Origin of the sequence: Mycobacterium fragae, from assembly GCF_002102185.1 — a bacterium.
Lineage (GTDB): Bacteria > Actinomycetota > Actinomycetes > Mycobacteriales > Mycobacteriaceae > Mycobacterium > Mycobacterium fragae.
Window position 1 is genome coordinate 131881 of record NZ_LQOW01000014.1, and the last position, 21455, is coordinate 153335.

The following is a 21455-nucleotide window of genomic DNA, read 5'->3' on the forward strand; positions in this document are numbered from 1 at the left end:
GCTGTTTCACCGTCGTATGGTGCTCGGCCGCACTGGCTTTCGTGCCAGCATGGGCAACGGCAGATCAGCGTGTCCTCAACATCCGAACGAATTGCGTTGGGCCTGAAGGCTCATGGTGTTCGACCGGATCGTGCGCTTCATCACACCCAAGACGTAGTAAGCCGGGAATGTTCGCACGACACCCGGCGTTAACGCCGCCATGCGACTTTCCGTTCTTGACTTCGTCCCCGTACGTAGCGACCAGACGACCCGCGATGCGCTAGCGGTCACCGTGCAACTGGCGCAGACCGCCGACCGGCTGGGCTTCACCCGGTACTGGGTCACCGAGCACCACAACATGCCGAACGTAGGAGCCACAAGCCCGCCGGTACTGATCGCCTATCTTGCCGCGCAGACCTCGCAGCTGCGCCTAGGGTCGGGCGGCGTGATGCTGCCTAATCACGCACCACTGGCGGTGGCCGAGCAGTTCGCGCTGCTGGAAGCGGCCGCACCCGGCCGCATCGACCTGGGCATCGGCCGGGCGCCCGGCACCGACCCGGTGACGACGTCTGCCCTCCGCGGCGGTCGTGACGACCGCGACATCGAGAACTTCCCCGAATACCTCGACGACGTGACGGCGCTGCTGAGCGCCCGCGGCGTGGAGGTTCCGGCGCGCTCGGGCGACTACCGACTCAAGGCAACCCCGGCCGCGATTGGTGAACCGCGGCTCTGGCTGCTGGGCTCGTCGATGTATTCGGCGCAATTGGCTGCCGCCAAGGGACTGCCATACGTCTTTGCCAATCACTTCTCCGGCAAGGGAATCGAAGAAGCGCTCGAGACCTACCGATCCCGGTTCGTGCCCAGCAAGTTCGCCGCCGAACCGGTGACGTTTATGACGGTGGACGCCACGGTGGCGGAAACCTGCAAAGAGGCAACGGCTTTGATGTTGCCCGACCAGCAGATGACGGCACGGATGCTCACCAGGGCGCCGCTGGGCCCTGTGCCGCTGGTTGAGGAAGCAGCCACCGCCCAGCTGACGGTACAGCAGCATCACATCGTGCAGGACAGGATGCGACGTGCTGTTCTCGGCAAGCCCGCCGAGGCCGCCGAGCAGCTGCGGGCACTCGCCGAACGGTTCGACGTCGACGAGGTGATGGTGATCCCGGTCGCGTCGGCCCACGCCGGTACTGACCCCGCAACCGCGCCGGGACGCGTGGCGACGCTTGAGCTACTGGCCAAAGAGTTGTTCTGACCGATCAATCGGTGACCCCGGCTGTGGGACAAGGCTCTCGACGTGTCGGCGCCGCTGGCCGCTGATGCGCCGCACGGCCACCTGCACCTGCCGCTACGACAGCGCCATTGTGTCGCAATTTGTGGGCAGAACGGCTCAATAGCTGTAGGTGAATTATGCAGCGCCCGAGCAGACTTGATCGAAGTTGGCCAGCAGAGGAGTTGATCATGGTCACTCAGTCGTTGCTCGACCCCGCGGCGGGCTCGAGCAACGACATCCCAGCACGAAAGACCGTGATCTGCCGTCAGACGCTCCGTTCCTTCATACGGCAATCGTCCCGGTCATGACGACCAGAAACCAACCCCTACTAAACGATTAGGACGAAGACGATGCGCTTGGTGGTTGCTATGACCGGAGCGACCGGGGCCGCTCTGGGCATCCGTCTGCTGGAAGTTCTTGGGCAGCTGGGGGTTGAGACGCATCTGATTCTCAGCGACTGGGCACGGGCGACGATAAAGCTCGAGACCGACACCAGCGTCGACGAGGTCCGGGCATTGGCTTCACGCGCTTACAGTGCCCGCGATCTCGCCGCAGGCATTTCCAGTGGGTCCTTCCGTACGGATGGCATGGTCGTTTGCCCGTGCAGCATGAAGACGTTGAGCGCCATCCGGATCGGCTTCAGTGACAACCTGATCACCCGTGCCTCCGACGTGACACTGAAGGAACGCCGCAGGCTCGTTCTTGTCGCGCGGGAGGCTCCGTTGAGCGAGATCCACCTGGAGAATATGCATTATCTGGCGCGCGCCGGTGCCGTGATCTTTCCGCCGACCGTGGCCTATTACGCGCGGCCCACTTCGGTCGACGAGGTGAACGACTACGTGGTCGGCCGCATTATCGATCAACTCGGGATCGAGCACTCCCTGATCAAGCGCTGGAAGGACGATCAGCATCCGGTCCGCGTGAACGGCGAACGAGCCGCAATTCTGTGAGGAGAGCAAAGTGACTACCAGTACGAGCCCGCCGGCAACCACAAACATCACCCAGCCGACAGACCAGGAGACAGGGCCCGACCAGCGCAGCTGGCTGGCCACACTCGAAGCCGCGGGCCAGTTGCGTCGCATCACGGCCTCCGTCGATTGGGACGAAGAAATCGGTGCGATCACGCGGGCCAACCTTTCCCTCGGTGGCCCCGCGCTGCTCTTCGAGAACATCATCGGCCACGAGAACACTCGGTGCAGGAAGCTTTTGACGTCGGCAATCGGCAACCGACGCCAGGTCCAGCTGATGCTTGGTCTGCCGGAAGGCACTAGCGACGCAGCTATCGTGCGTCACCTTCGGGAGGCCTTCAAGAAACCCATTCCCCCGCGCGTGGTCGACACCGGACCGGTGAAGGAGAACATCATCGAAGGCGATGAGATCGACCTCTTTCAGTTTCCGGCCCCGAAGTGGCATGCCTCAGACGGCGGTCGCTATATCGACACGTTCTGCGGTGTGGTCACCGAGGACAAGGTGACCGGACGCGACAACATCGGTTGCTACCGCGGGATGATCGTCGATCGCAACAAGATCGCCAAGCTTTTGGCGCCCAGTCAGGGTTGGGGCGTCCATATGCAGGGGTACAAGCCAGAGCCGATGCCGGTCGCCATCGTCTACGGGTGGCACGACGTGTTGGGTTTTTGCGCCGGCAGCCCATTCCCCAAGGACGTGTGTGAATGGGACATGATGGGGGCTCTTCTCGGCCGCCCCGTCGACCTGGTGGCCTGCGAAACAGTGCCGTTGCATGTTCCGGCGAGCGCTGAGATCGTCGTCGAGGGCTATATCGACCCCGACCCCGCGACCTTTGTAGAGGAGGGCCCGTTCGGAGAGTACCCGGGCTACCACGGTGACGCCGGAACGGCGCCGGTCCTGCAGGTCACCCGGATCACCCACCGCAACGACCCCGTCCTGCGAGGCACTCTCGAGGGGATCCGGCCCGGATGCTTCAACGAAGACAGCATCGTCAACTTCGCTCGGTCGGCAATTACCTGGAACGTGCTCGAAGGTCTAGGGATCGGTGGCATCACCGACCTGTGGATGACCGAGGTGAGCAACGGCCAAAATACTGTGGTGCAGATCCATAAGGCCTACCGCGGGCATGCCCAACAGGTGGCGGCGGCGCTGTGGGGTACCGGTGGAGCGGTCTGGATGCACAAGAATGTCACGGTCGTCGAAGAGGACATCGATATCCGCGATCCGGTCGCGCTGGAATGGGCTACGTCATACCGCGTGAATGCCGGCCTCGGCGACATCGCGTTCTATGGACCGACCATGGGCTCTTCGATAGACCCGTCCACCCCGCCGGAGAAAAACAACACCACCAAGTACGGTGCCGGCGAATGGACCCGGGTACTTATCGACGCCACCCGAACCTGGGAATTCGGACAGCGCCCGGAATGGGGCGGCCGCCACTTTCCGCCGATCGACAGAGTTGACCCCGAACTGGAATCCCGCGTCGCCGCCCGGTGGGAGGAGTACGGGATAGGCATCCCCTATCTCGACGCCGAGGGGCGAGAAATGCTGACGATGGAAGAGCTGAGCAAGCGGCTACCGGAGGTGTAGATCATCATCGGGAAGTCCAGGTCCCGATGAGCCGAGCATTCGACGCCCTCCAAGGAAGTAGGACGCGGACCCCTCGGCTGCGCCATCAACCTTCGGCAAGGTGAAGTGTCCTATCAGACCTTCAGGCCCAACACAATTCGTTCGGACCTTGAGGTTCGACAGAGTCATCAGCCGTTCCTCAAGTTGGCGTGAAAGCCGCTGACGCCGAGCACCATACGACGGCGAAAGCGCGCCCTCAAAGGTCAACGTCGCGCGGGGGTCTGACCGCGCTTTCCGGCCATCGGCCGCGCGATTCGGGTAGACCGGCGGCGCCCCCGTCCCTAGCTTTTCATCAGACAGCGGCCGGAACGACGGTGACTCGTTCAGGGGCCCTCTACGATGACCCAAGGAGGACAAACTTCGTGAATGTCAGTGAGCCCGAACTGTCGTCGACAAACGGTTTCGGCGTCGGCGGCCGCGACGGCGACAGTAGCGGCACGTTCCCAGTCGTGACTGACAGCGACTGTACACAAGCTGAGAGGCCCGCAGCTCAAACCCGCGCGGCTGCAGCTGCTTTCGGGACCGCGTTTGCAGCAACGGTGCCGCCCGAGCTGGTCGCAGCTAACCGAAATCGCTTGGCAGTGCTTGTACGGACGTTAGCATGACGACCGTAATTTCCCCGGACGGAACAGTGATCGGTTATGAATCCGTCGGTGCCGGAGCGGCCTTGGTGCTTGTCCACGGCAGCACGGGCACGCTTGCTCGCTGGCGCACGGTGACGCCGGCGCTGGCGCAGCGTTACACCGTCCATGCGATGGACCGCCGCGGTCGGGGACTCAGCACGGCCGAGGTTGAACCCTACAGCTTGGGCAGAGAAGCCGAGGATGTCGCGGCCGTTGCCGAGGCCGTTGGCGGCGACGTCTACGTCGTAGGGCATTCCTACGGAGCGTTGACAGTCTTGGAAGCTGCTCTGATCACATCAGCTTTCCGCCGGATCATGCTCTACGAGCCGCCCATACTCTCGCCGGGCCTCAACGTCATGTCGCCGGAGGGCTGGGCACGGATTACCACGATCTCTGACCCGCAAGAAATCCTGAACATCTTTTACCGTGAAACCCTGCACTTACCCGAGGCGGCCATCAAAGACCTTGCAGACCGCGAGTTCTCGCACATTGCCGGGTCGATCGCACACACCGCCGTCCGTGAGTTCGCGGAGGTCCGCGCGTATTGCGCAACCGAGCGGCTGGCCGCCATCACCGTGCCGGTCCGGTTGCTGCTCGGCACCGAGAGCCCCGCGTACCTGCGCGCGGCCACCGCGGCCGTCGCCGCCCAAATCCCGGGCGCCACGATCGTCGCATTGCACGGCCAGGGGCACCAGGCGATCGACTACGACCCACAACAGTTCGCTCGTGCGGTGCTCGAATTCGACTCTAACGCGCTATAGCGTGACGCCCGCTAGTCACGGGTGTCGGCCAAATGATTTCAACCTTGCAGGGACTGCCCAGAAGGGTGCGGTGAAACGATGTCGACTTATGTACTGATCCCGGGCGCCTGGCACGGAGCGTGGTCCTGGCGACCAGTCGCCGAGCGGCTTCGCGCGGCGGGTCACCGGGCGATCACCTTGACGCTGCCCGGCATGAATGACGGCGACGATCCTTCGGGATACCAGCTTCAGGATGCGATCGATTACATCGCCCACGAGGTGCGGCGGCTGGAATCCGGCAAGGTGACGCTGGTTGCGCACAGCTGGGGAGGCTTCCCCGCAACGGGCGCCGCTCAGTCGCTTGCCGGCCGAGTCGAGAAACTCGTCTACTACAACGGGCACGTGCCGCTTCCCGGCAGGTCCCTGATGGACGAGAATCCCCGCGACAAGCGCGTATCAGGGCTGCGGCGGATAAAGGAATCCCCGGTTGGTGCCACTCCCGCAACCCTGGAATACCTCAAGCAGGAATTGATGCAAGGCGTCTCTCCTGACCTGCAGCGGTTAGTGGCCGACCTGTTGACGCTTCAGCCCGGCGGTTACTTCCTTGGCGCCCTCGACTTCCACCCGCTCGATCTCGGTATCCCGATGGTCTACATCACCGCCGACGACGACTTGGCGATGCCGCGGCCGGCGGCCGAATCCGCCGCCCGGATCGGAGTTCAGCCAATCGTGGTTCCTGGGACGCACAACAGCATGCTGACCCATCCCGACGAGGTGGCGAAGGCAATCCTTGCCGCTTGACCGGCGCAGGATCCTGCGCCTATGTCGATTCGGTCATGTGACCCGGCGGTCTGCTCAACGCCGCGGCACATGCCAATTTTCTTGGGAAAACGCCGCAACCCGCTAGTGGAATGACTATGTCGCGGCGCAAACTGGGCCAATCCAGTGAGGAGCAGACAAATGGACATCTATGAAGCGCTCTACACGACCAGGATGATGCGGCGGTTGCACCCGGATCCGATTCCGCTGGACACGCAGGCCCGCATCCTCGATGCGGCCATTCGCGCCCCCAACGGGGGTAACACCCAACGCTGGCACTTTTTGGCGGTCGATGATCCAGCACTTAAACATGAGTTCGCCCAGCTATTCCGGCAGGCCCGCGCCCTCGAATACGAGAAATTCAGCACGGGGACCGGACCGATGGTAGCGCCGGCGCCGGGTGTGGACCCGGCCGCTCACGCCGAAACGATGCGCCGAATCAAAGGCTCAGGCAATTACCTGGCCGACCATTTCGAAGAAGTCCCGCTGTTGCTGTTCGTCTTCGCCATCGATGACCTGGGTGGCGCCAACATCTATCCGGCGATCTGGAGTATCTTGCTGGCCGCACGTGCCGAGGGCGTTGGCGGCGTGATGACGCTGGTGCTGCGCAATTTCGAGGACAGGGTGAACGAGCTACTGGGCGTCCCCGTTGAGGAGGGCTGGGAGATGTCGGCCATGCTGACCCTGGGCTACCCACGGGGCAAATGGGGTGTGGCAGCCAATCGGCGTCCGGTGCAAGAGGTTTCATCCCGCAACCACTGGGATTCACCATTCGGTGTAGAGGTACCGGAGCCGCTGTGGCCGCCTGACGGCGAGATGACGTCCGGCCCGACCGCCGTGCGATGAATGCCTGCGAAGCAGCCGGTTAGTTTGTGGTGGCGGTGAGATAATGGATCGTCTCAACCCTGCTCAAGACGGTGTCCCCGGCGTCCCCGGACACCCCAGCAGCGTTGAGCAAATCCGCTAAGCCGTCCGCTCTGGTGTACCAGCCGTGTGCTTGTAGGTACTTTTCGACGTCGTCGCACTCGTGGGGGTAGGTAAGGTCACCGAAGGCGACGTCGAAGCCATGCCGCTTCCAGCTCTCTGCAACCTCTTGCACATTTGAGCCGACGGATATGGAGCTATCCGGCACGTGGTCCGCCGTCAATCGGCTGCCTGGTGCACTGAGCGCGGTGAGCTGGTCAAGCATGCGATTCTGAGCATCGCAAGGGAGATATCCGATCATCAGTCCCTCGGCCAGCCAGGCGGTCGGTTGCTCGGGATCAAAACCCGCTTGTCGCAGTGCCTTTGGCCAGTCTTCGCGCAGGTCGATGCCCACTGTGCACAATTGGGTAGCTGCTATGGCGCCCAGCCCGGTCAGTATCGAGTCCTTGAACTCGATCACCTCGGGTTGGTCGATCTCGAAAACGATGCTGCCCGCTGGCCATTCCAGGCGATAGGCACGGGAGTCCAGTCCGGATCCTACGATCACCGCCTGCCGGATGCCGGCGGAAAACGCGCTGGGGAAGAAATCGTCGAAGAATCGTGTGCGCGCGGCGAAAAAATCTACCACCCAACCGGTTTCAACATCGGCGAACTCTAGCTCGCCGCTGGCCACGCGGGCGAACAGCTCGACACCTGCAGCGCGAACGAGGGGTCCGGCGAAAGGGTCATTGATGATCGGATTCGCCTGCCTGCTGGCCGCTGCCCTGGCAGCCGCCACCAGAGTTGCCGTCGCACCCACACTCGTGGCCAGATTCCATGTGTCGTTGTCACTCCGTTTCATTCGTTTCCTCCTGTTCCGCACACCAATGGCGTTCGGCATGAAATCACTTGCTGGATCGGTTTCGGCGGCCGCTAGCACGCGTTCGACTAGCCTGGCCTGTCACGCTGTGAACGCCGGTAACGTTATGCCGACGGCTGCATTTTCCTCTGGCGTTGCGAGTCGGTAGCCGAAACGGCTTGCAGTCTGGGCGAAGCGCGCCACTTCCCGAGCAGTCGGCGGTGGGGAGCCAATTGGGCGACCGACTTCCCGAAAGAACCGGCCCATGGCTGCCGTTGTTATGACCAGGTCGACAGCGGGTTCGTTGGCGATATTGCGATGAGCGTGCGGGACATTACCGGGCACCCGGATGTAATCTCCGGGGTGGGCGTCACGCCATTCCAGCCCGCTCTCGCAATCGACAAGAACCTGGTGGCCACCCGCGAGGATTAAGAAATCCTCAAAGTCGTCGTGGCTGTGCAGCGGCACCGTAACTCCGGGCGGCACGACCGCGCGCATGACGCAAATCTGCTCGTCGTCTTCCGGCGTCACGAACTCGATGATCGGCCCGAAAACTTCCAGCCTCGGTCCTCGGGTTGCGCCTGCGAGCCGGTCGAGGATAGCCGCTGTATCCTTAGGGGAACTCATTTAATTCCTTTCCTGTTGCGCTGTTGCACTTCGTCATCGACGAAGTCACGCCCATAGGCGGTCTGGTTCACAATTTGCGTAGTCTGCGAAGGATTTTGGTGAATGGAAGATTTGCGGCCAGCCCACGGCGCAGGCTGGGCTGCAAGCTGCTGAGGTTGCCGACTATGGAATATTGCAGACCGTGGTCGCGCCATTCGGCGAGCTGCTCGATGACGTCACCCGGCGTGCCGGTGAGGAGGCACTCTTTGAGTAGTGAAGGCGGCACATCAGCCGTCAAGGATAAAACGGTCTGTTTGTCGAGCGCCTGCGGGATGATGTCTTGTGCGCCGGTGAAGTCGACGCCGAGCGGATGACTCGCGCCGTGGCGGGCCCATAACTCGGCGTGCGCGCAGAGTGCGAACGCTTTCATGGGTTGGGAGGCCAACGCTTCGTCGACCTGCTCACGGCTGGGACCAGTCATAACCATAAAAAAGCCCGCGGCAGTGATGGACATGGGGTCACGGCCGGCGTCCGAAGCCGCGGCGCGGACTTTTTCCAGGCCGGCGGCGTAGTCCTTAGGCCGCATCGTCATCGTGGCGGGAAGCCACCCGTCGGCATAGCGACCGGTGGCACGCAGCATGCGTGGCCGGTGGGAAGCGATCCAGATGTCCGGCCACTTGCCCCGGTACGGCGGTAGGTCGAACGCGGCGTTGTGCAGCGGGAAGAATGGTGAATCACGGGTGACGAGTTCGCCGCCGGAGTTCCACAGCGCGCGAATGGTGGCAATGGCTTCTTCGAAACGTGCCACCGGCTTTGACCAATCCACACCGTAGGGTTCGTTGCTTTCCCGGTTGCCTGTCCCGATGCCGAGGATGGCTCGGCCCCGGGTGAGCAGGTTTAGCGTGGCCGCCGCCTGGGCGGTGACGGCAGGATTGCGACGGCCGGCATCGGTTACCCCGATCCCAAGCCGGCGCCGTCCCAATTTATTGCGGGCGGCCAGATAGCCCAGGATCGTCCACGCGTCGTAATGCGCGTCGATTTCGGGGACCAGCCGCGCAGTCCCGAGGTACTGTGATGTCATCACCGATCGCGGAAACAAAGAGTTGAGATGGTCGGGCATCCAAAACGAGTCCACCCGGTTCCCAACCGCGCTGAGATAACTCGCGCTCACCAACGCCGTCGGTGAGTAACGAGTATGTAGCGGTTGTTCTATCAGACCGACCTTAAACATGGTCAAGCGCATTCACTCAGGTGCGGATTGTTGCTGCGGCGAAGGCCAGTGTTCACGGCTTCAAACATCACGTATCCGGTAACCTCTCTTCGAGACTGGCATCGCACAGACTGTCGGTCGCAGCCACGTCCCGCTTCTCCGCGCTTCGCGTTGTCTTGTTGTCTACCGCCTGCTTTCGTGACTTCGTGAGTACACGAAGCATTGTCGATGGGCGCAGCAAGTGGGAGGGCGGGTCAACCAGGTTCATCGATCGCAGGAATTGCTGGACGACTGCTGGATCGGTTTCGGCGGCCGCCAGCACCCGGTCCAGGTAAGCGTTGGTGATCCGTATAGACAGCGGCCGCTTTCCCGCTATCTGCGGCAAAGCCAGGTCTGAACTCACGGCCGCCTGCCAGGCCACACGAATATCTTTGGCGGACGCGCGAAAAAACCGCTGCGGTAGGTTGCGGTCACCCTGCCGCAGGCAGTGGCGGAGGATGAGCGTTTCGATGGCGGCCACCGACATGCCCTGCCCGTAGAGTGGATTGAAGTTACATAGCGCGTCGCCCATGACGATAAAACCGCCAGGGGTTCGCGCCAATTGGTCATAACGGCGCCACCGGTTTGATGGAAACCGATAGTGCGTCATGTCTGCGAGCGGCTCGGCACGGCGCGCGGCATCCAGCACGTGCGGGGGCGCCATGTCGGCCAGGCAGTCCAGCAGCGCTATGCGATCGACGGGTGGTTTTTGTCCTGCAACCGTTTGGACTGCGAGCCTGTAGGTGTCGTTCTCGCCGGCAAACATCGCGAAGCAAACGGGACGGGTGGGCTCGGGGCCGCTGAAGGCGAGGTACTCGCGCAACGTGCCCGACGGTAGGTGGACCGGCAGGCCGGCGTAGCTGACGTGCACCGTGAGTTGGTCTTCGCGCGGGCGAGGATAGCCCAGGTCGTCAAGAAACACCGGTGCTCGTGAGCCGCGCCCGGTGGCGTCCACGACAAGGTCTGCGGCCAAAGTGGTTTCGGCGCCAGAGTCGCGCCGCGCCACGACAACACCGGTCACGCGGTCGCCTTTCGGATCCGATGTCAATCTCACCGCGTCGTGACCCTGCACGATCTCCACCTTGGAAATGGCAAGCAGCCTACGACGCAGGATCCACTCGATAAACGGTCGGCTGACGTAATAGCTGACTATCGAATCAGGGTCCGGGATCGCGCCAGATCGCAAAAACCGGTGCCCACCAAACGAAACCCAAAACCGTGACAGGTCACCGTCGTTCCACACCCGCGCGCCGCCGGCGATCAGCTCATCGACGAACCCGGGAAACAGCTCACCCATGATCTGCACCCCACGCGCTGCCGGAAGGTGGGGCAGGTCGCCTTGCGCCACACCGCGACGCGTCACCGGGCCATCCGGGAGGAAATCGCGTTCGACCACCGTGACCGTGCTGTAGAAGTCCGCAAGCACCCGGGCGGCCAGCAACCCACCAATGCTCGCCCCGAGAACTACTGCGGCCTCGCCAAGTTTGGGCACGTCGTCTCCTCGCCATTGCGGGCCTGCGTCGGTGGGCGGTGCAATCGACATCTAGTACCTTTCATGGATATTCGGTTCGCCGCATCCAGCGGCGCGGCGGACGAGGGCCGTCCCTCCATCTGTTGCCAGGTGATCTGCCACGCCCACAGACTTTGCGGCTGTATCCGGTGCAGGAGGTGACTAAGCCGTGTCTACCGTGATTGGCTGAGACAGTCGTGTCTCTATCGCAAATCCTGTGCACGAGACCTGCATCGGATCTCGCTGAGCGTGCCTACCCGCATGATGTCGCGAGTTGAGGGAAAGATGTCCCGTCTAAACCAGTGTCCGAGACGTCGCGGCGTGGACAATGAATTTGTGACTTCAGGACTTAATAGTGGGTCCATCCTGCTTGTGTGACGTCAGCTTGCTCACTCACTGCCGCACCAAGATATCGTCGTCATTGCTGAACAGACGGATGGAATCACGGTGAGCGCAGCGGTAAACGCGACGCCCGACAATGTCGCGCGCCGACTGGGTTTCACACCAGACCAGCGCATCACAACTCCTGATGAAACGATGTCGGCGGCCATCTGGCGGTTCCAACACAAGTCGTCATACGAATTGACCGGGCGCGCAAACGAGAACATGGACGTGATCTCGATGTCCGTGAGTGGGCGCCACCACCACACCTACTTCGCCAATGGGCGACAGAAGTGGAGCCGTATGCATGCGGCCTTTCACATGAACATCGTGGCCGCGGGAGAGCAACCGCGAGGGGTGTTCAATTCAGAGCATCCCTTCACCTACTTGCACGTATATATGCCGCACACCATGGTTGAGCGCCTCGCCATGCAGAGCGGTGCGATCGAGAGAGGTCGGAAAGTTGTTCTTGTCGATCCGATGTGTTCACGTGACCCGTCCGTCGAGGTGATCTGTCGGCAGATCCTTCGCGAGATGACAATGGGTGACGGATGTTCTCGGATGATGTTCGAGTCGCTCGGCCAACAACTCGCTGTCCGCCTGATACGGCGGCATTCAACTGTGTCGGGCTCCGCAGTGTTCGCCGAGAACAGGGGCCCAGGCTATCGGGATTGGCGGCTGCGGCGCGCGATCGAGTACCTCGAAGCACACCTATCGGACGACGTCGGTTTGACCGAGGTGGCTAACGTGGTGGGATTGTCAACGGCCCGTCTGGCAGCTCTTTTTCGCGAGGGCACGGGCGAGCCCCCTCACCGCTGGTTGATGAACCGCCGCTTCGCACGAGCGCTTGAATTGTTGGGCGAGAGGTCTCTGAGTATTAGTGAAATCGCCTACCAATGTGGGTTCGCCAGTTCTCAACACCTGGCTACCGTGACCCGACGAAAACTCGCCATCACGCCGACTGAGTACCGCCGACAGCTACTCGGTTGACAGGTGAGCGGCTTAACCCGTCGGCCGATGAGGCCTAATGTGTCCAAACGCGTGCCATCAAGCATGCAAACGGCCCCCGGAGTGATCTCCGGGGGCCGTTTCGATTTAGTAGCGGGGACAGGATTCGAACCTGCGACCTCTGGGTTATGAGCCCAGCGAGCTACCGAGCTGCTCCACCCCGCGACGGGTGAATACCAGGTTACCCAACGCCGCCGAGGCCGCCAAATCGCGGGCGGGCTTGGTCAGTGCGTGGGCGGGTTCAGCCCGTATCGCTCGATGATGTCATCCATCCAGTCCGGGTAGCCGTACGTCAGCCCGTACTTGTCTGCCAGTTCGGTGAATTCGGGCAGCTCGTGCAGAGTCCGAACGCCGTAATCGGCCGGATGACCCGCGTGCGCGAGCAGGTTGCCCAGTTCCCGGAAGTAACCGGCGAACGCACCAGGTGTGATGACCTCGATGATGCGGCCGGGCTCGGTGCCGGCGTTCCACATCGCGTGCATCTGCCCCCGTGGCTTGGTGATGTAGCCGCCGGCCTCGAGCACCACCTCGGTGTCGTCGGAGCGGAAGCCGATCTTGCCGGCGATCACGATCGAGCGCTCGTCCTCGCGGGAGTGGCGATGCGCCGCAGTGATCGAGCCAACCTCGAACGGATGCTCGACGAGCGCCACGTCCGCACTGGTCAGCTTGTACACGGCGCCGAAGGTGGGGAGGGACACCTTCTCCCCTTGCCCGGGTTCTACCACCGTGACCTCGGTTTGAGTCGTGCTGGTCATCTGACTGCCTCCTACTCGGGCCAGGTGCTGTTGAGGACGAAGTCCACCATGTCGTCGCGGATGAATGTCGGGTCGAAGTGCTGCAGCACGTCGGCGTTCATCGTGCCGAAGGTGCTGTGCGGGCGGTGCTTCATGCCGTCGTTGAACGCGGCCAAGATGCGATTCTTGAAATCCGGTCGCGGATGCGCGGCGGTCACCGCGGCGATGGCCTCGGGTGAGAGGTCGTCGCGGCCGATGCCGACCACATCGGTTTCGACACCGGCGCTGACGAGCGCGATTTCGGGTTCGAGGAATTCCGGGACCCCGGGGGTGGTGTGCAACGCGATGCTCAGCCATACCTTTCGGACGTCGGCTTCGTCAACGCCACGTTGCAGCAGGAACTCTCGTGCCGCGTTGGCGCCGTCGACCTCGAAACGCAGCATGGAGGTGCGGTAGCGCGGCGTCAGGCCCAGGTCGTGGAACATTGCCCCGGCGTAGAGCAGCTCCAGGTCGGGCTGTAGCCCGCGGCGGCGGCCCTGCAGCGCGCCGAACAGGAACACCCGCCGGGAATGGTCAAAGAGCAAGTCGTTTTCGGCGTCGCGAATGAAGTCGGTGATGTCGCGGACGAGCGCGGTGTCAGGTATGACGACGTCGGCGATGGTTTCAATCGATTTGGCGGCCACGATCAACCTCCTACGCTGGGTTGGAGCCAGTCTGCCCGGATTCTGGACTATTTGACTGTGGCGATTGAGTCGTCCCGCCCACAAAATGCGACATGATGCGTCATGCGGCGAGGCTTCCACCCCCGTCGACGCGAAGGATTTGACCGGTGATGTATCCGGCGTCGTCGTCGAGCAGGAAACACACGGCGTGGGCGATCTCTCGCGGAGTGCCCAGCCGATGCAGCGGAATGCTTTGCAGGAAGCGGGCTTCGCGTTCCGAGCCCACCGGACTGCGTTGGCGATACATCTCGGTTTCGGTGGGCCCGGGCGCCACCGCATTCACGGTGATGCCGGTTGAGGCCAGCTCGCCGGCCCAGATGCGGGTGCAGGTTTCCAGGGCTGCTTTGGCCGCGGCGTACGGGGTGCGCTCCGGAGTGCCGAGCGTGGTGAGGCTCGTGACATTGACGATGCGGCCCCATCCTGCGGCGAGCATGCCGGGCAATGCGGCCTGCACAACCTGCACGGCGGTGCGCACATTCAGGTCGTAGGTGTCGAACAGGTGATCCAGGTCGATCGACCCGATCCTGCCGAACTGCGCGAAACCGACGTTGTTGACCACCGCGTCGACCGCGGCCTTGGAAACGATTTTGTCCAGCGTCGCCTCGGTGGCCGCCCGGTCGGCGAGGTCGACCTCGTAGAACTCGCCGGGAAAATCTGCGGGCGTCGTTCGGGCAAGACCGATCGGGCAGTGGCCGCCATCGGCCAGCCGGTCGGCCACCGCCCGGCCGATACCCTTCGACGCTCCCGTGATCAGGACCCGTCGTGACGGCATGACGCACTCCTTCCGATGACCGAGTCGGATGGTTTGTGACCAGTCTCGGCTTGGTGAACGAAAAAGCGGCCATGGCTGATGCGCCCTCTTTCCCACAAAAAGCGACACAATGGCGGTGTGGCTGGGACCGACGCGCGTTCGAGGCTGGTGGTCATCGTCGTCTTCGACGACGTGACGCTGTTAGATGTCGCCGGGGCGGCCGAGGTCTTCGTCGAAGCCAACCGGTTCGGCGCGAACTATCGGCTCGAGTTCGCGTCGGTGGATGGGCGCGACGTGACAACCTCGGCCGGGACCCGATTGGGTGTCACCGGCAGCATTTCCTCAATCGATGCCCCCGACATCGTGATGGTGGCCGGCAGTGACAACCTGCCCGGGCGGGCCATCGATCCCGCGCTCGTCGAGGCCGTCAGGTCGGTGGCCGGCCGGACTCGGCGCCTGGCGTCGATTTGCACAGGGTCGTTCATCCTTGCCCAGGCCGGCCTGCTCAGGGGCAGGCGGGCCACCACGCACTGGCACGATGCGCGACGGCTGGCGCGCGCCTTCCCGGATGTCACCGTCGAGCCGGACGCGATATTCGTCCGCGACGGCGATATCTTCACCTCCGCCGGAATCTCGTCGGGCATCGACCTCGCGCTGGCGTTAGTCGAAATGGACTATGGCCAGGAGCTGGTCCGCGACGTGGCCCGGTGGTTGGTCGTCTATCTCAAACGCGCGGGCGGGCAATCGCAATTCTCGGCGCTGGTCGAGGCCGATCCGCCACCGCAGTCGGCGCTGCGCCCGGCCACCGACGCCGTCGCGGCCGATCCGGCTGCTGACCACAGCGTGAAAACCCTTGCCGCGCGGGCCTCGTTGAGCACACGACAACTGACGAGACTCTTTGAGTCCGAACTGGGCACCACCCCGGCCCGCTATGTCGAGATGGTCCGCATCGACGCTGCCCGCGCCGCACTGGACGCCGGCCGCAGTATCAGCGACACCGCCCACCTGGCGGGCTTCGGCAGCACGGAAACCCTTCGGCGAGTATTCATCACCCGCCTCGGCGTGTCACCAAAGGCGTACCGGGACAGGTTCCGCACGGCAGCTCGAGGCTGAGGGCTGCGCTACTTGGTGTTGTTGAACTTGGTGATTGCGTCGTCCAGGCGCTGCAACGCCGCCCCGTAGCCTGCGAAATCGCCTTTCTTCTGTGCGTCGCGCACCGCGCCGATCGCCGACTGAATGTCCTTCAGCGCAGCCGCTTTGGCCGGGGACAACGACGTCGCCCCGTTCGGAGACGGCGGGACCGCCGCGGCCGGTGGCCCGGCAGGGGGCAGCGAATCAGCAGCCGGCGGCGGAGTTCCCCGCGGCGGGTTGGCGGGCGCGCCGGAGTCGGTGGGCGCGATCCCGGCCGCCGTCGCGCCGGCACCCGGCCCGAACAATCCGGTGAGGGCGTCGCTCACGGTGGGGCCGTACCCGATCTTGTCGTTGTACATCATCGCCACCCGGATCAGCCGTGGATACGACGACGCCGCATCGCTGGCACCCGGGGAGGCGTAAACCGGTTCGACGTAAAGCAATCCGCCCTGGGCCACCGGCAGCGTGAGCAGATTGCCCCACTTGATCCGGTTCTGGTTGTCGCGGCCGATCACGCCGAGATCCTGCGACACCGCGGTGTCGGTGGTGATCGCGTTGTTGGCCAATTTGGGCCCGTTGACTTGGCCCGGGATGGTCAGCACCGTGATCTTCCCGTAGTTCGCCGGATCGGAGCTGGCACTGATGTAGGCGGCCAGGTAGTCACGCTTGAACCTGTTCATCGCACTGGTCAGTTGGAACGCTGCCGAACTATCGCCCTTGGCAATGTCTTTCGCGACGATGTAGTACGGCGGCTGATAGCTGCTGGCCGTCGGGTTCGGATCCAGCGGCACGTCCCAGAAGTCCGATGTGGAGAAGAAGGTCACCGGGTCGTTGACGTGATATTTGGCCAGCAGCATCCGCTGCACCTTGAACAGGTCCTCCGGATAGCGCAGATGCTTGGCGAGTTCGGGCGTGATCTCGCCTTTCGGCTTGACCGTGCCCGGGAAAACTCTCATCCACGCTTTGAGCACAGGGTCTCGATCGTCTTGCTGATACAGCGTGACGGTCCCGTCGTAGGCATCGACGGTGGCCTTCACCGAGTTCCGGATGTAGGACACCCGCTTGTCGGGGGCCAGCCGGTTGAACGCCACCTCGGTGGAGTCGGCGGTGGCCGATGACAGCGAGGTGAGCTCGGAGTACGGGTAGTTGTCAAGCGTGGTGTAGCCGTCGATGATCCACACCAACCGCTTGTTGACGATCGCGGGGTACACGCTGCTGTCGGCGGTCAGCCAGGGCGCCACCGCTTCCACCCGCTTGGCCGGGTCGCGGTTGAACAAGATTTTGCTGTTGGAGCCGATCACGTTGGAGAACAAGAAGTTTCGCTCGGCGAACTTGGCCGCGAAGACGCTACGCGACACCCAGCTGCCGATAGGGACTCCACCACTTCCGGTGTAGGTGTAGTTCTTGGTCTCGGTGTTGGTCTCGTAGTCGTATTCCCGGTCGGCGCCGTTCTTTCCGACGATCGCATAGTCGGCCGGCGTGTTGGAGATCACCGGCCCGAAATAGATTCGCGGCTGCTCCAGCCGGGCGGGCCCGTCGGAGAGCACGCTGCCGTTGGCGCCAACGACGTTGACCAGAAACTCGGGATACCCGCCATTCTGGTTGGGGTCGTTCGCGATACCGCGCACGGTGTTGGCCGGCGACGCGATGAACCCGTTGCCGTGGGTGTAGACGGTGTGCCGGTTGATCCAGTCTCGCTGGTTGTCGATCAGCCGGTCCGGGTTGAGTTCACGGGCGGCGACGACGTAGTCGCGCAGGTTGCCGTCGCGGTCGAGGTAACGGTCGATGGACAACTGGTCGGGAAAGTAGTAGAAGTTCTTGCCCTGCTGGAACTGCGTGAACGCCGGGCTGACGATCGTGGGGTCCAGTAACCGGATGTTCGACGTGGTGGCACGGTCGGCGGCGACCTGTGCGGCGGTGGCCTGGCTGTCACCGCTGTAGTTCCGGTAGCTCACCACGTCATCGGTCAGGCCGTAGGCTTGTCGGGTCGCGGTGATGCTCCGCTTGATGTACTCGCTTTCCTTCTGTGCGGCATTGGGTCTGACGCTGATCTGCTCGACGATCAGCGGCCAGGCGGCGCCGACTATCAACGACGACAGCAACAGCAGCACCAAACCGATGGCCGGAATCCGTAAGTCCCGCATCGCGATCGCCGAGAACACAGCGGCCGCGCAGATCACCGCGATGGCCAACAGGATCAGCTTCGCCGGCAGCACCGCATTGATGTCGGTGTACCCGGCACCGGTGAACGGCTTTCCGGCGCGGGTGTGGGACAGCAGCTCGTAGCGGTCCAGCCAGTACGCGACCGCTTTGAGCAGCACCAGTGCGCCGATCAGGCTGATCAACTGGATGCGCGCCGAACGGCTCAACGCGCCGGTGCGCCCGGACAGGCGGATGCCCCCGAAGATGTAGTGCGCCAACAGGTTTGCCACGAACGCCAGAAACAGCGCCACAAACAAATAGCTGAGCACCAGACGGTAGAACGGCAGCTCGAAGGCGTAGAAGCCAAGATCCTTGCCGAATTGCGGATCGGCAATGCCGAAATCACCACCGTGAAGGAACAACTGAATCCGCACCCAGTAGGTCTGGGCGATGATCCCGGCCAGTAGGCCTACCGCCGCCGGAATCCCGATACCGAACTCCCGCAGCCTCGACATCACCACCGTGCGATACCGCGCCACCGGATCGTTGCCGTTGCTCGGGACGAACACCGGCCGTGTGCGGTAGGCCAGCGCCAGCCCGGCGAACACGATGCCGCCGAACAGCAGCCCCACGACGAGGAAGACCAGAAAGCGGGTCAGCAGCACGGTGGCGAACACCGATCGGTAGCCCAGTTCACCGAACCACAGCCAGTCGACGTAGCCGTCGATCAGCCGCGGGCCGACGAGCAGCAGCACGATCACTCCCAAAGCGATCGCGATCAGAATCCGGCTGCGCCGAGTCAGCTTCGGCATTCTGGCGGTGGGCCGCATCCCCACTAGCTACGCTCCCTGGTCAAAGTTGACGGTGCCCGTCGGCGTTTTGTGCTCGTGTCACAACTGTACGCAGGAGTTAACAGCTGGGCGGCTCGCCGCCGGCCGTCACCGTATGCAGCGCGTCCACCGCCTGACGGAGGTCATCGACCTTCACCAATTGCAGTCCGGGCAGTTTGTCGGAGCTGGCCTCATAGCAGTTTTTCGCCGGCACCAGAAACACTGTCGCCCCGGCGCTGCGGGCGGCGGCCATCTTGTGCACGATGCCGCCGATGGGGCCCACCGTGCCGTCCGCCTTGATCGTGCCCGTCCCTGCGACGAACTTGGAGCCGACGAGATTGCCGGTAGTGAGCTTGTCGACGACAGCCAGGCTGAACATCAATCCCGCGGAGGGCCCGCCGATGTTGGCGAGGTTGAAATCGACGACGAACGGCGCCCACGGGGCGTCCATCACGGACACACCCAGAAAGCCGTACTTGCGATCCGGGTTGGTGCCCAGGGTGATCCGCGCGCTCCCCGGCGGCGCGTTTTTCCGCCGAAAGTCGGTCGCCACCGACTGGCCGGGTTTGGTGTGCTTCAGCAGGGACGTGAACTGATCCACATCCTTCACCGGCTTACCGTCGACCGCGTCCACCGCGTCACCCGCCTGCAGCTTGCCCAATGACGGACCGGGGTCGCTGACCTTCGCGACGGTGACGGCCTGCGGGTATTTCAGATACCCCAGCGCCGCGTACTCGGCGTTGTGCTCGGACTGCTGGAAATCGGCGTTGTTGGCCTTGTCGATCTCCTCCCGCGACTTGCCCGGCGGATAGACCAGGGCGCGCGGCATCAGCTGTTCCTGCCCGGAGAGCCAGAGCGTCAGCGCTTCAGCCAGGCTGAGATCGTCGCGCTGGGACACCGTCGTCATGTTCAGGTGACCCGACGTCGGGTGCGTCTGGGTGCCCTGGATATCCACCACTTGTTTGCCGTCGACCTCGCCGAGCGTGTCGAAGGTCGGACCCGGGCCGAGTGACACATACGGCACGGTCACCAGCGCAAGCAACACACCGAAGACGACGATCGGCACCAGCGCCACAATCAGCGTCAAGATCCGCCTGTTCACTCCGCTTACCTTAGACGGACCCGAATGGCGGCCCGGTTCACTCAGAGCGTGACCGCGGATCGCACGTCGTTCACCGCCGATGAGTACCGTTGTGGGCATGGCTGACCTGCCCTTCGGGTTCTCCGCGGGAGACGACCCCGACCGCGACAAGCGCGGCGAAAACGACCCCAATTCCGGTTCGGGCTCAGCCGACCCGTTCGGTCTCGGCGGCCTCGGCGGTGAGTTCGACATGGCCGACCTGGGCCAGATCTTCACCCGTCTCGGGCAGATGTTCAGTGGCGCCGGCTCTGCGATGGCCGGCGGCCAGTCGTCGGGCCCGGTGAACTATGAGCTGGCCCGCCAGCTGGCGTCCAGCTCGATCGGGTTCGTCGCGCCGATCCCGGCGGCCACGAACTCGGCGATCAACGATGCGGTACACCTCGCCGATACCTGGCTCGACGGGGTGACCTCCCTGCCGGCCGGCACCATCAAGGCCGTCGCGTGGACACCCCAGGACTGGGTGGACAACACCTTGGAGACCTGGAAGCGGCTGTGTGATCCGATGGCCCAGCAGATCGCAACCGTGTGGGCGTCGGCGTTGCCCGAAGAGGCCAAGAACATGGCCGGTCCGCTGCTGTCGATGATGTCGCGGATGGGCGGCATGGCATTCGGCTCGCAGCTCGGCCAGGCTCTGGGCCGGTTGTCCCGCGAGGTGCTGACATCGACCGACATCGGTTTACCCTTGGGGCCCAAGGGCATAGCCGCACTGCTGCCGGACGCCATCGATTCCTTCGCCGCCGGGCTCGAGCGATCCCGCAGCGAGATCGTGACCTTCTTGGCGGCTCGCGAGGCCGCGCATCATCGCCTGTTCAGCCACGTGCCGTGGCTGTCCAGCCAACTGCTCGGCGCCGTCGAGGCCTACGCCAAGGGCATGAAGATCGACATGACCGGGATCGAAGAGTTGGCGCGCGATTTCAACCCGACCTCGTTGAACGATCCGGCGGCCGTCGAGCAGCTGCTGACCCAGGGTGTGTTCGAGCCCAAAGCGACGCCCGAACAGACCCAGGCACTTGAACGGCTGGAGACCCTGCTGGCGTTGATCGAGGGCTGGGTGCAGACGGTGGTCACTGCGGCTCTGGGCGATCGCATCCCGGGTGCCGCCGCGCTCGCCGAGACGCTGCGGCGCCGCCGGGCCACCGGTGGGCCCGCCGAGCAGACCTTCGCCACCCTGGTCGGGCTCGAGCTACGGCCCCGCAAGCTGCGCGAGGCCGCCGCGCTCTGGGAGCGGGTGACCGAGGCAGCCGGGGTGGACGCCCGCGATGCGGTGTGGCAGCACCCGGATCTGCTGCCCTCGTCCGACGATCTCGACGAACCGGCCGGGTTCATCGACCGGGTCATCGGCGGCGACACCAGCGGTATCGACGAGGCGATAGCCGAGTTCGAGCGGCGCGCCGACAATGGTCCGGACCGCGACGGCCCAGATGGTTCTGTGGATAACTGAGCTGGCGATCCGGCCCGG

The 21455-nt window shown here is 63.6% G+C and carries 19 protein-coding genes and 1 tRNA gene; 10 read left to right on the forward strand and 10 right to left on the reverse strand.

Features of this window, described 5'->3' with window-relative positions; all coding sequences use genetic code 11:
- The first annotated feature begins 199 nt into the window (after positions 1–199).
- The 7 genes from AWC06_RS07120 (at position 200) to AWC06_RS07150 (ending at position 6875) form a co-directional block, all read left to right on the forward strand.
- Positions 200–1231 carry an LLM class flavin-dependent oxidoreductase gene (locus AWC06_RS07120; protein WP_085195801.1) on the forward strand — a complete coding sequence of 344 codons (1032 nt, stop codon included), beginning with the start codon at positions 200–202 and terminating at the stop codon, positions 1229–1231.
- Positions 1232–1599: 368 nt separating this feature from the next.
- Positions 1600–2199, forward strand: coding sequence for a UbiX family flavin prenyltransferase (locus AWC06_RS07125; protein ID WP_085195803.1), 600 nt, complete (start codon positions 1600–1602; stop codon positions 2197–2199).
- Between the two features lie 10 nt (positions 2200–2209).
- Complete coding sequence (locus tag AWC06_RS07130; RefSeq protein WP_085195805.1) at positions 2210–3808, forward strand: UbiD family decarboxylase; 1599 nt, start codon at positions 2210–2212, stop codon at positions 3806–3808.
- A gap of 488 nt (positions 3809–4296) precedes the next feature.
- Positions 4297–4452, forward strand: coding sequence for a PPE domain-containing protein (locus AWC06_RS23580; protein WP_425320173.1), 156 nt, complete (start codon positions 4297–4299; stop codon positions 4450–4452).
- On the forward strand, positions 4449–5231 hold the full coding sequence (locus AWC06_RS07140) for an alpha/beta fold hydrolase (protein ID WP_085195809.1): 783 nt from the start codon (positions 4449–4451) through the stop codon (positions 5229–5231). The genes AWC06_RS23580 and AWC06_RS07140 overlap by 4 nt, the downstream gene beginning before the upstream one ends.
- Positions 5232–5309: 78 nt before the next feature.
- Positions 5310–6011 (forward strand): alpha/beta fold hydrolase, encoded by a 702-nt coding sequence (locus AWC06_RS07145; RefSeq protein WP_085195811.1) that lies wholly within the window; start codon positions 5310–5312, stop codon positions 6009–6011.
- A 159-nt stretch (positions 6012–6170) separates the two neighbouring features.
- Entirely contained in the window at positions 6171–6875 is a 705-nt protein-coding gene (locus AWC06_RS07150; RefSeq protein WP_085195813.1) for a nitroreductase family protein, read from the forward strand.
- 19 nt (positions 6876–6894) lie between these two features.
- Here AWC06_RS07150 and AWC06_RS07155 read toward each other — a convergent pair whose 3' ends face one another.
- The 4 genes from AWC06_RS07155 to AWC06_RS07170 all read right to left on the reverse strand — a co-directional run bounded on the left by AWC06_RS07155 (position 6895) and on the right by AWC06_RS07170 (position 11189).
- Entirely contained in the window at positions 6895–7794 is a 900-nt protein-coding gene (locus AWC06_RS07155; protein WP_085195815.1) for an SAM-dependent methyltransferase, read from the reverse strand.
- Between the two features lie 99 nt (positions 7795–7893).
- Positions 7894–8322: a cupin domain-containing protein gene (locus tag AWC06_RS07160; protein WP_227371003.1), complete on the reverse strand. Its 429-nt coding sequence runs from the start codon at positions 8320–8322 to the stop codon at positions 7894–7896.
- A gap of 163 nt (positions 8323–8485) precedes the next feature.
- On the reverse strand, positions 8486–9634 hold the full coding sequence (locus tag AWC06_RS07165; RefSeq protein ID WP_169715311.1) for an LLM class flavin-dependent oxidoreductase: 1149 nt from the start codon (positions 9632–9634) through the stop codon (positions 8486–8488).
- A 61-nt stretch (positions 9635–9695) separates the two neighbouring features.
- Positions 9696–11189 (reverse strand): FAD-dependent oxidoreductase, encoded by a 1494-nt coding sequence (locus AWC06_RS07170; RefSeq protein WP_244899035.1) that lies wholly within the window; start codon positions 11187–11189, stop codon positions 9696–9698.
- 414 nt (positions 11190–11603) lie between these two features.
- Between AWC06_RS07170 and AWC06_RS07175 the strand changes: the two genes are divergently transcribed.
- Entirely contained in the window at positions 11604–12527 is a 924-nt protein-coding gene (locus tag AWC06_RS07175; protein WP_227371004.1) for a helix-turn-helix domain-containing protein, read from the forward strand.
- Positions 12528–12636: 109 nt separating this feature from the next.
- On the opposite strand, the gene AWC06_RS07180 is transcribed toward AWC06_RS07175, so the two are convergent.
- From AWC06_RS07180 to AWC06_RS07195, 4 genes are all read right to left on the reverse strand, one after another.
- Positions 12637–12710 (reverse strand) — tRNA-Met (locus tag AWC06_RS07180).
- 59 nt (positions 12711–12769) lie between these two features.
- Positions 12770–13300 (reverse strand): cupin domain-containing protein, encoded by a 531-nt coding sequence (locus tag AWC06_RS07185; protein WP_085195822.1) that lies wholly within the window; start codon positions 13298–13300, stop codon positions 12770–12772.
- An 11-nt stretch (positions 13301–13311) separates the two neighbouring features.
- Positions 13312–13962, reverse strand: a complete 651-nt coding sequence (locus tag AWC06_RS07190) for an HD domain-containing protein (protein ID WP_139819945.1) — start codon at positions 13960–13962, stop codon at positions 13312–13314.
- Between the two features lie 100 nt (positions 13963–14062).
- Positions 14063–14773: an SDR family oxidoreductase gene (locus AWC06_RS07195; RefSeq protein ID WP_085195826.1), complete on the reverse strand. Its 711-nt coding sequence runs from the start codon at positions 14771–14773 to the stop codon at positions 14063–14065.
- Between the two features lie 78 nt (positions 14774–14851).
- On the opposite strand from AWC06_RS07195, the gene AWC06_RS07200 reads away from it, so the two are divergent.
- Positions 14852–15865, forward strand: coding sequence for a GlxA family transcriptional regulator (locus tag AWC06_RS07200; RefSeq protein WP_211281921.1), 1014 nt, complete (start codon positions 14852–14854; stop codon positions 15863–15865).
- 8 nt (positions 15866–15873) lie between these two features.
- Here the strand turns inward: AWC06_RS07200 and AWC06_RS07205 are convergent, their stop codons facing one another.
- Both AWC06_RS07205 and AWC06_RS07210 read right to left on the reverse strand, forming a co-directional pair.
- Entirely contained in the window at positions 15874–18861 is a 2988-nt protein-coding gene (locus AWC06_RS07205) for a UPF0182 family protein (protein WP_085195828.1), read from the reverse strand.
- A gap of 73 nt (positions 18862–18934) precedes the next feature.
- The gene (locus tag AWC06_RS07210) at positions 18935–19957 is read right to left on the reverse strand and encodes a YlbL family protein (protein ID WP_085195830.1); all 1023 of its coding nucleotides are present in this window, start codon (positions 19955–19957) and stop codon (positions 18935–18937) included.
- A gap of 79 nt (positions 19958–20036) precedes the next feature.
- Here AWC06_RS07210 and AWC06_RS07215 point away from each other — a divergent pair, with 79 nt between their 5' ends.
- The gene (locus tag AWC06_RS07215; RefSeq protein WP_085195832.1) at positions 20037–21437 is read left to right on the forward strand and encodes a zinc-dependent metalloprotease; all 1401 of its coding nucleotides are present in this window, start codon (positions 20037–20039) and stop codon (positions 21435–21437) included.
- Positions 21438–21455: the final 18 nt, after the last annotated feature.

Excerpts from the sequence above, each read along its gene's own strand:
- AWC06_RS07120 (WP_085195801.1), top strand. The coding sequence starts at position 200 with ATGCGACTTTCCGTTCTTGACTTCGTCCCCGTACGTAGCGACCAGACG.
- AWC06_RS07125 (WP_085195803.1), top strand. The coding sequence starts at position 1,600 with ATGCGCTTGGTGGTTGCTATGACCGGAGCGACCGGGGCCGCTCTGGGC.
- AWC06_RS07140 (WP_085195809.1), top strand. The coding sequence starts at position 4,449 with ATGACGACCGTAATTTCCCCGGACGGAACAGTGATCGGTTATGAATCC.
- AWC06_RS07145 (WP_085195811.1), top strand. The coding sequence starts at position 5,310 with ATGTCGACTTATGTACTGATCCCGGGCGCCTGGCACGGAGCGTGGTCC.
- AWC06_RS07150 (WP_085195813.1), top strand. The coding sequence starts at position 6,171 with ATGGACATCTATGAAGCGCTCTACACGACCAGGATGATGCGGCGGTTG.
- AWC06_RS07155 (WP_085195815.1), bottom strand. The coding sequence starts at position 7,794 with ATGAAACGGAGTGACAACGACACATGGAATCTGGCCACGAGTGTGGGT.
- AWC06_RS07170 (WP_244899035.1), bottom strand. The coding sequence starts at position 11,189 with ATGTCGATTGCACCGCCCACCGACGCAGGCCCGCAATGGCGAGGAGAC.
- AWC06_RS07185 (WP_085195822.1), bottom strand. The coding sequence starts at position 13,300 with ATGACCAGCACGACTCAAACCGAGGTCACGGTGGTAGAACCCGGGCAA.
- AWC06_RS07195 (WP_085195826.1), bottom strand. The coding sequence starts at position 14,773 with ATGCCGTCACGACGGGTCCTGATCACGGGAGCGTCGAAGGGTATCGGC.
- AWC06_RS07200 (WP_211281921.1), top strand. The coding sequence starts at position 14,852 with ATGCGCCCTCTTTCCCACAAAAAGCGACACAATGGCGGTGTGGCTGGG.
- AWC06_RS07215 (WP_085195832.1), top strand. The coding sequence starts at position 20,037 with ATGAGTACCGTTGTGGGCATGGCTGACCTGCCCTTCGGGTTCTCCGCG.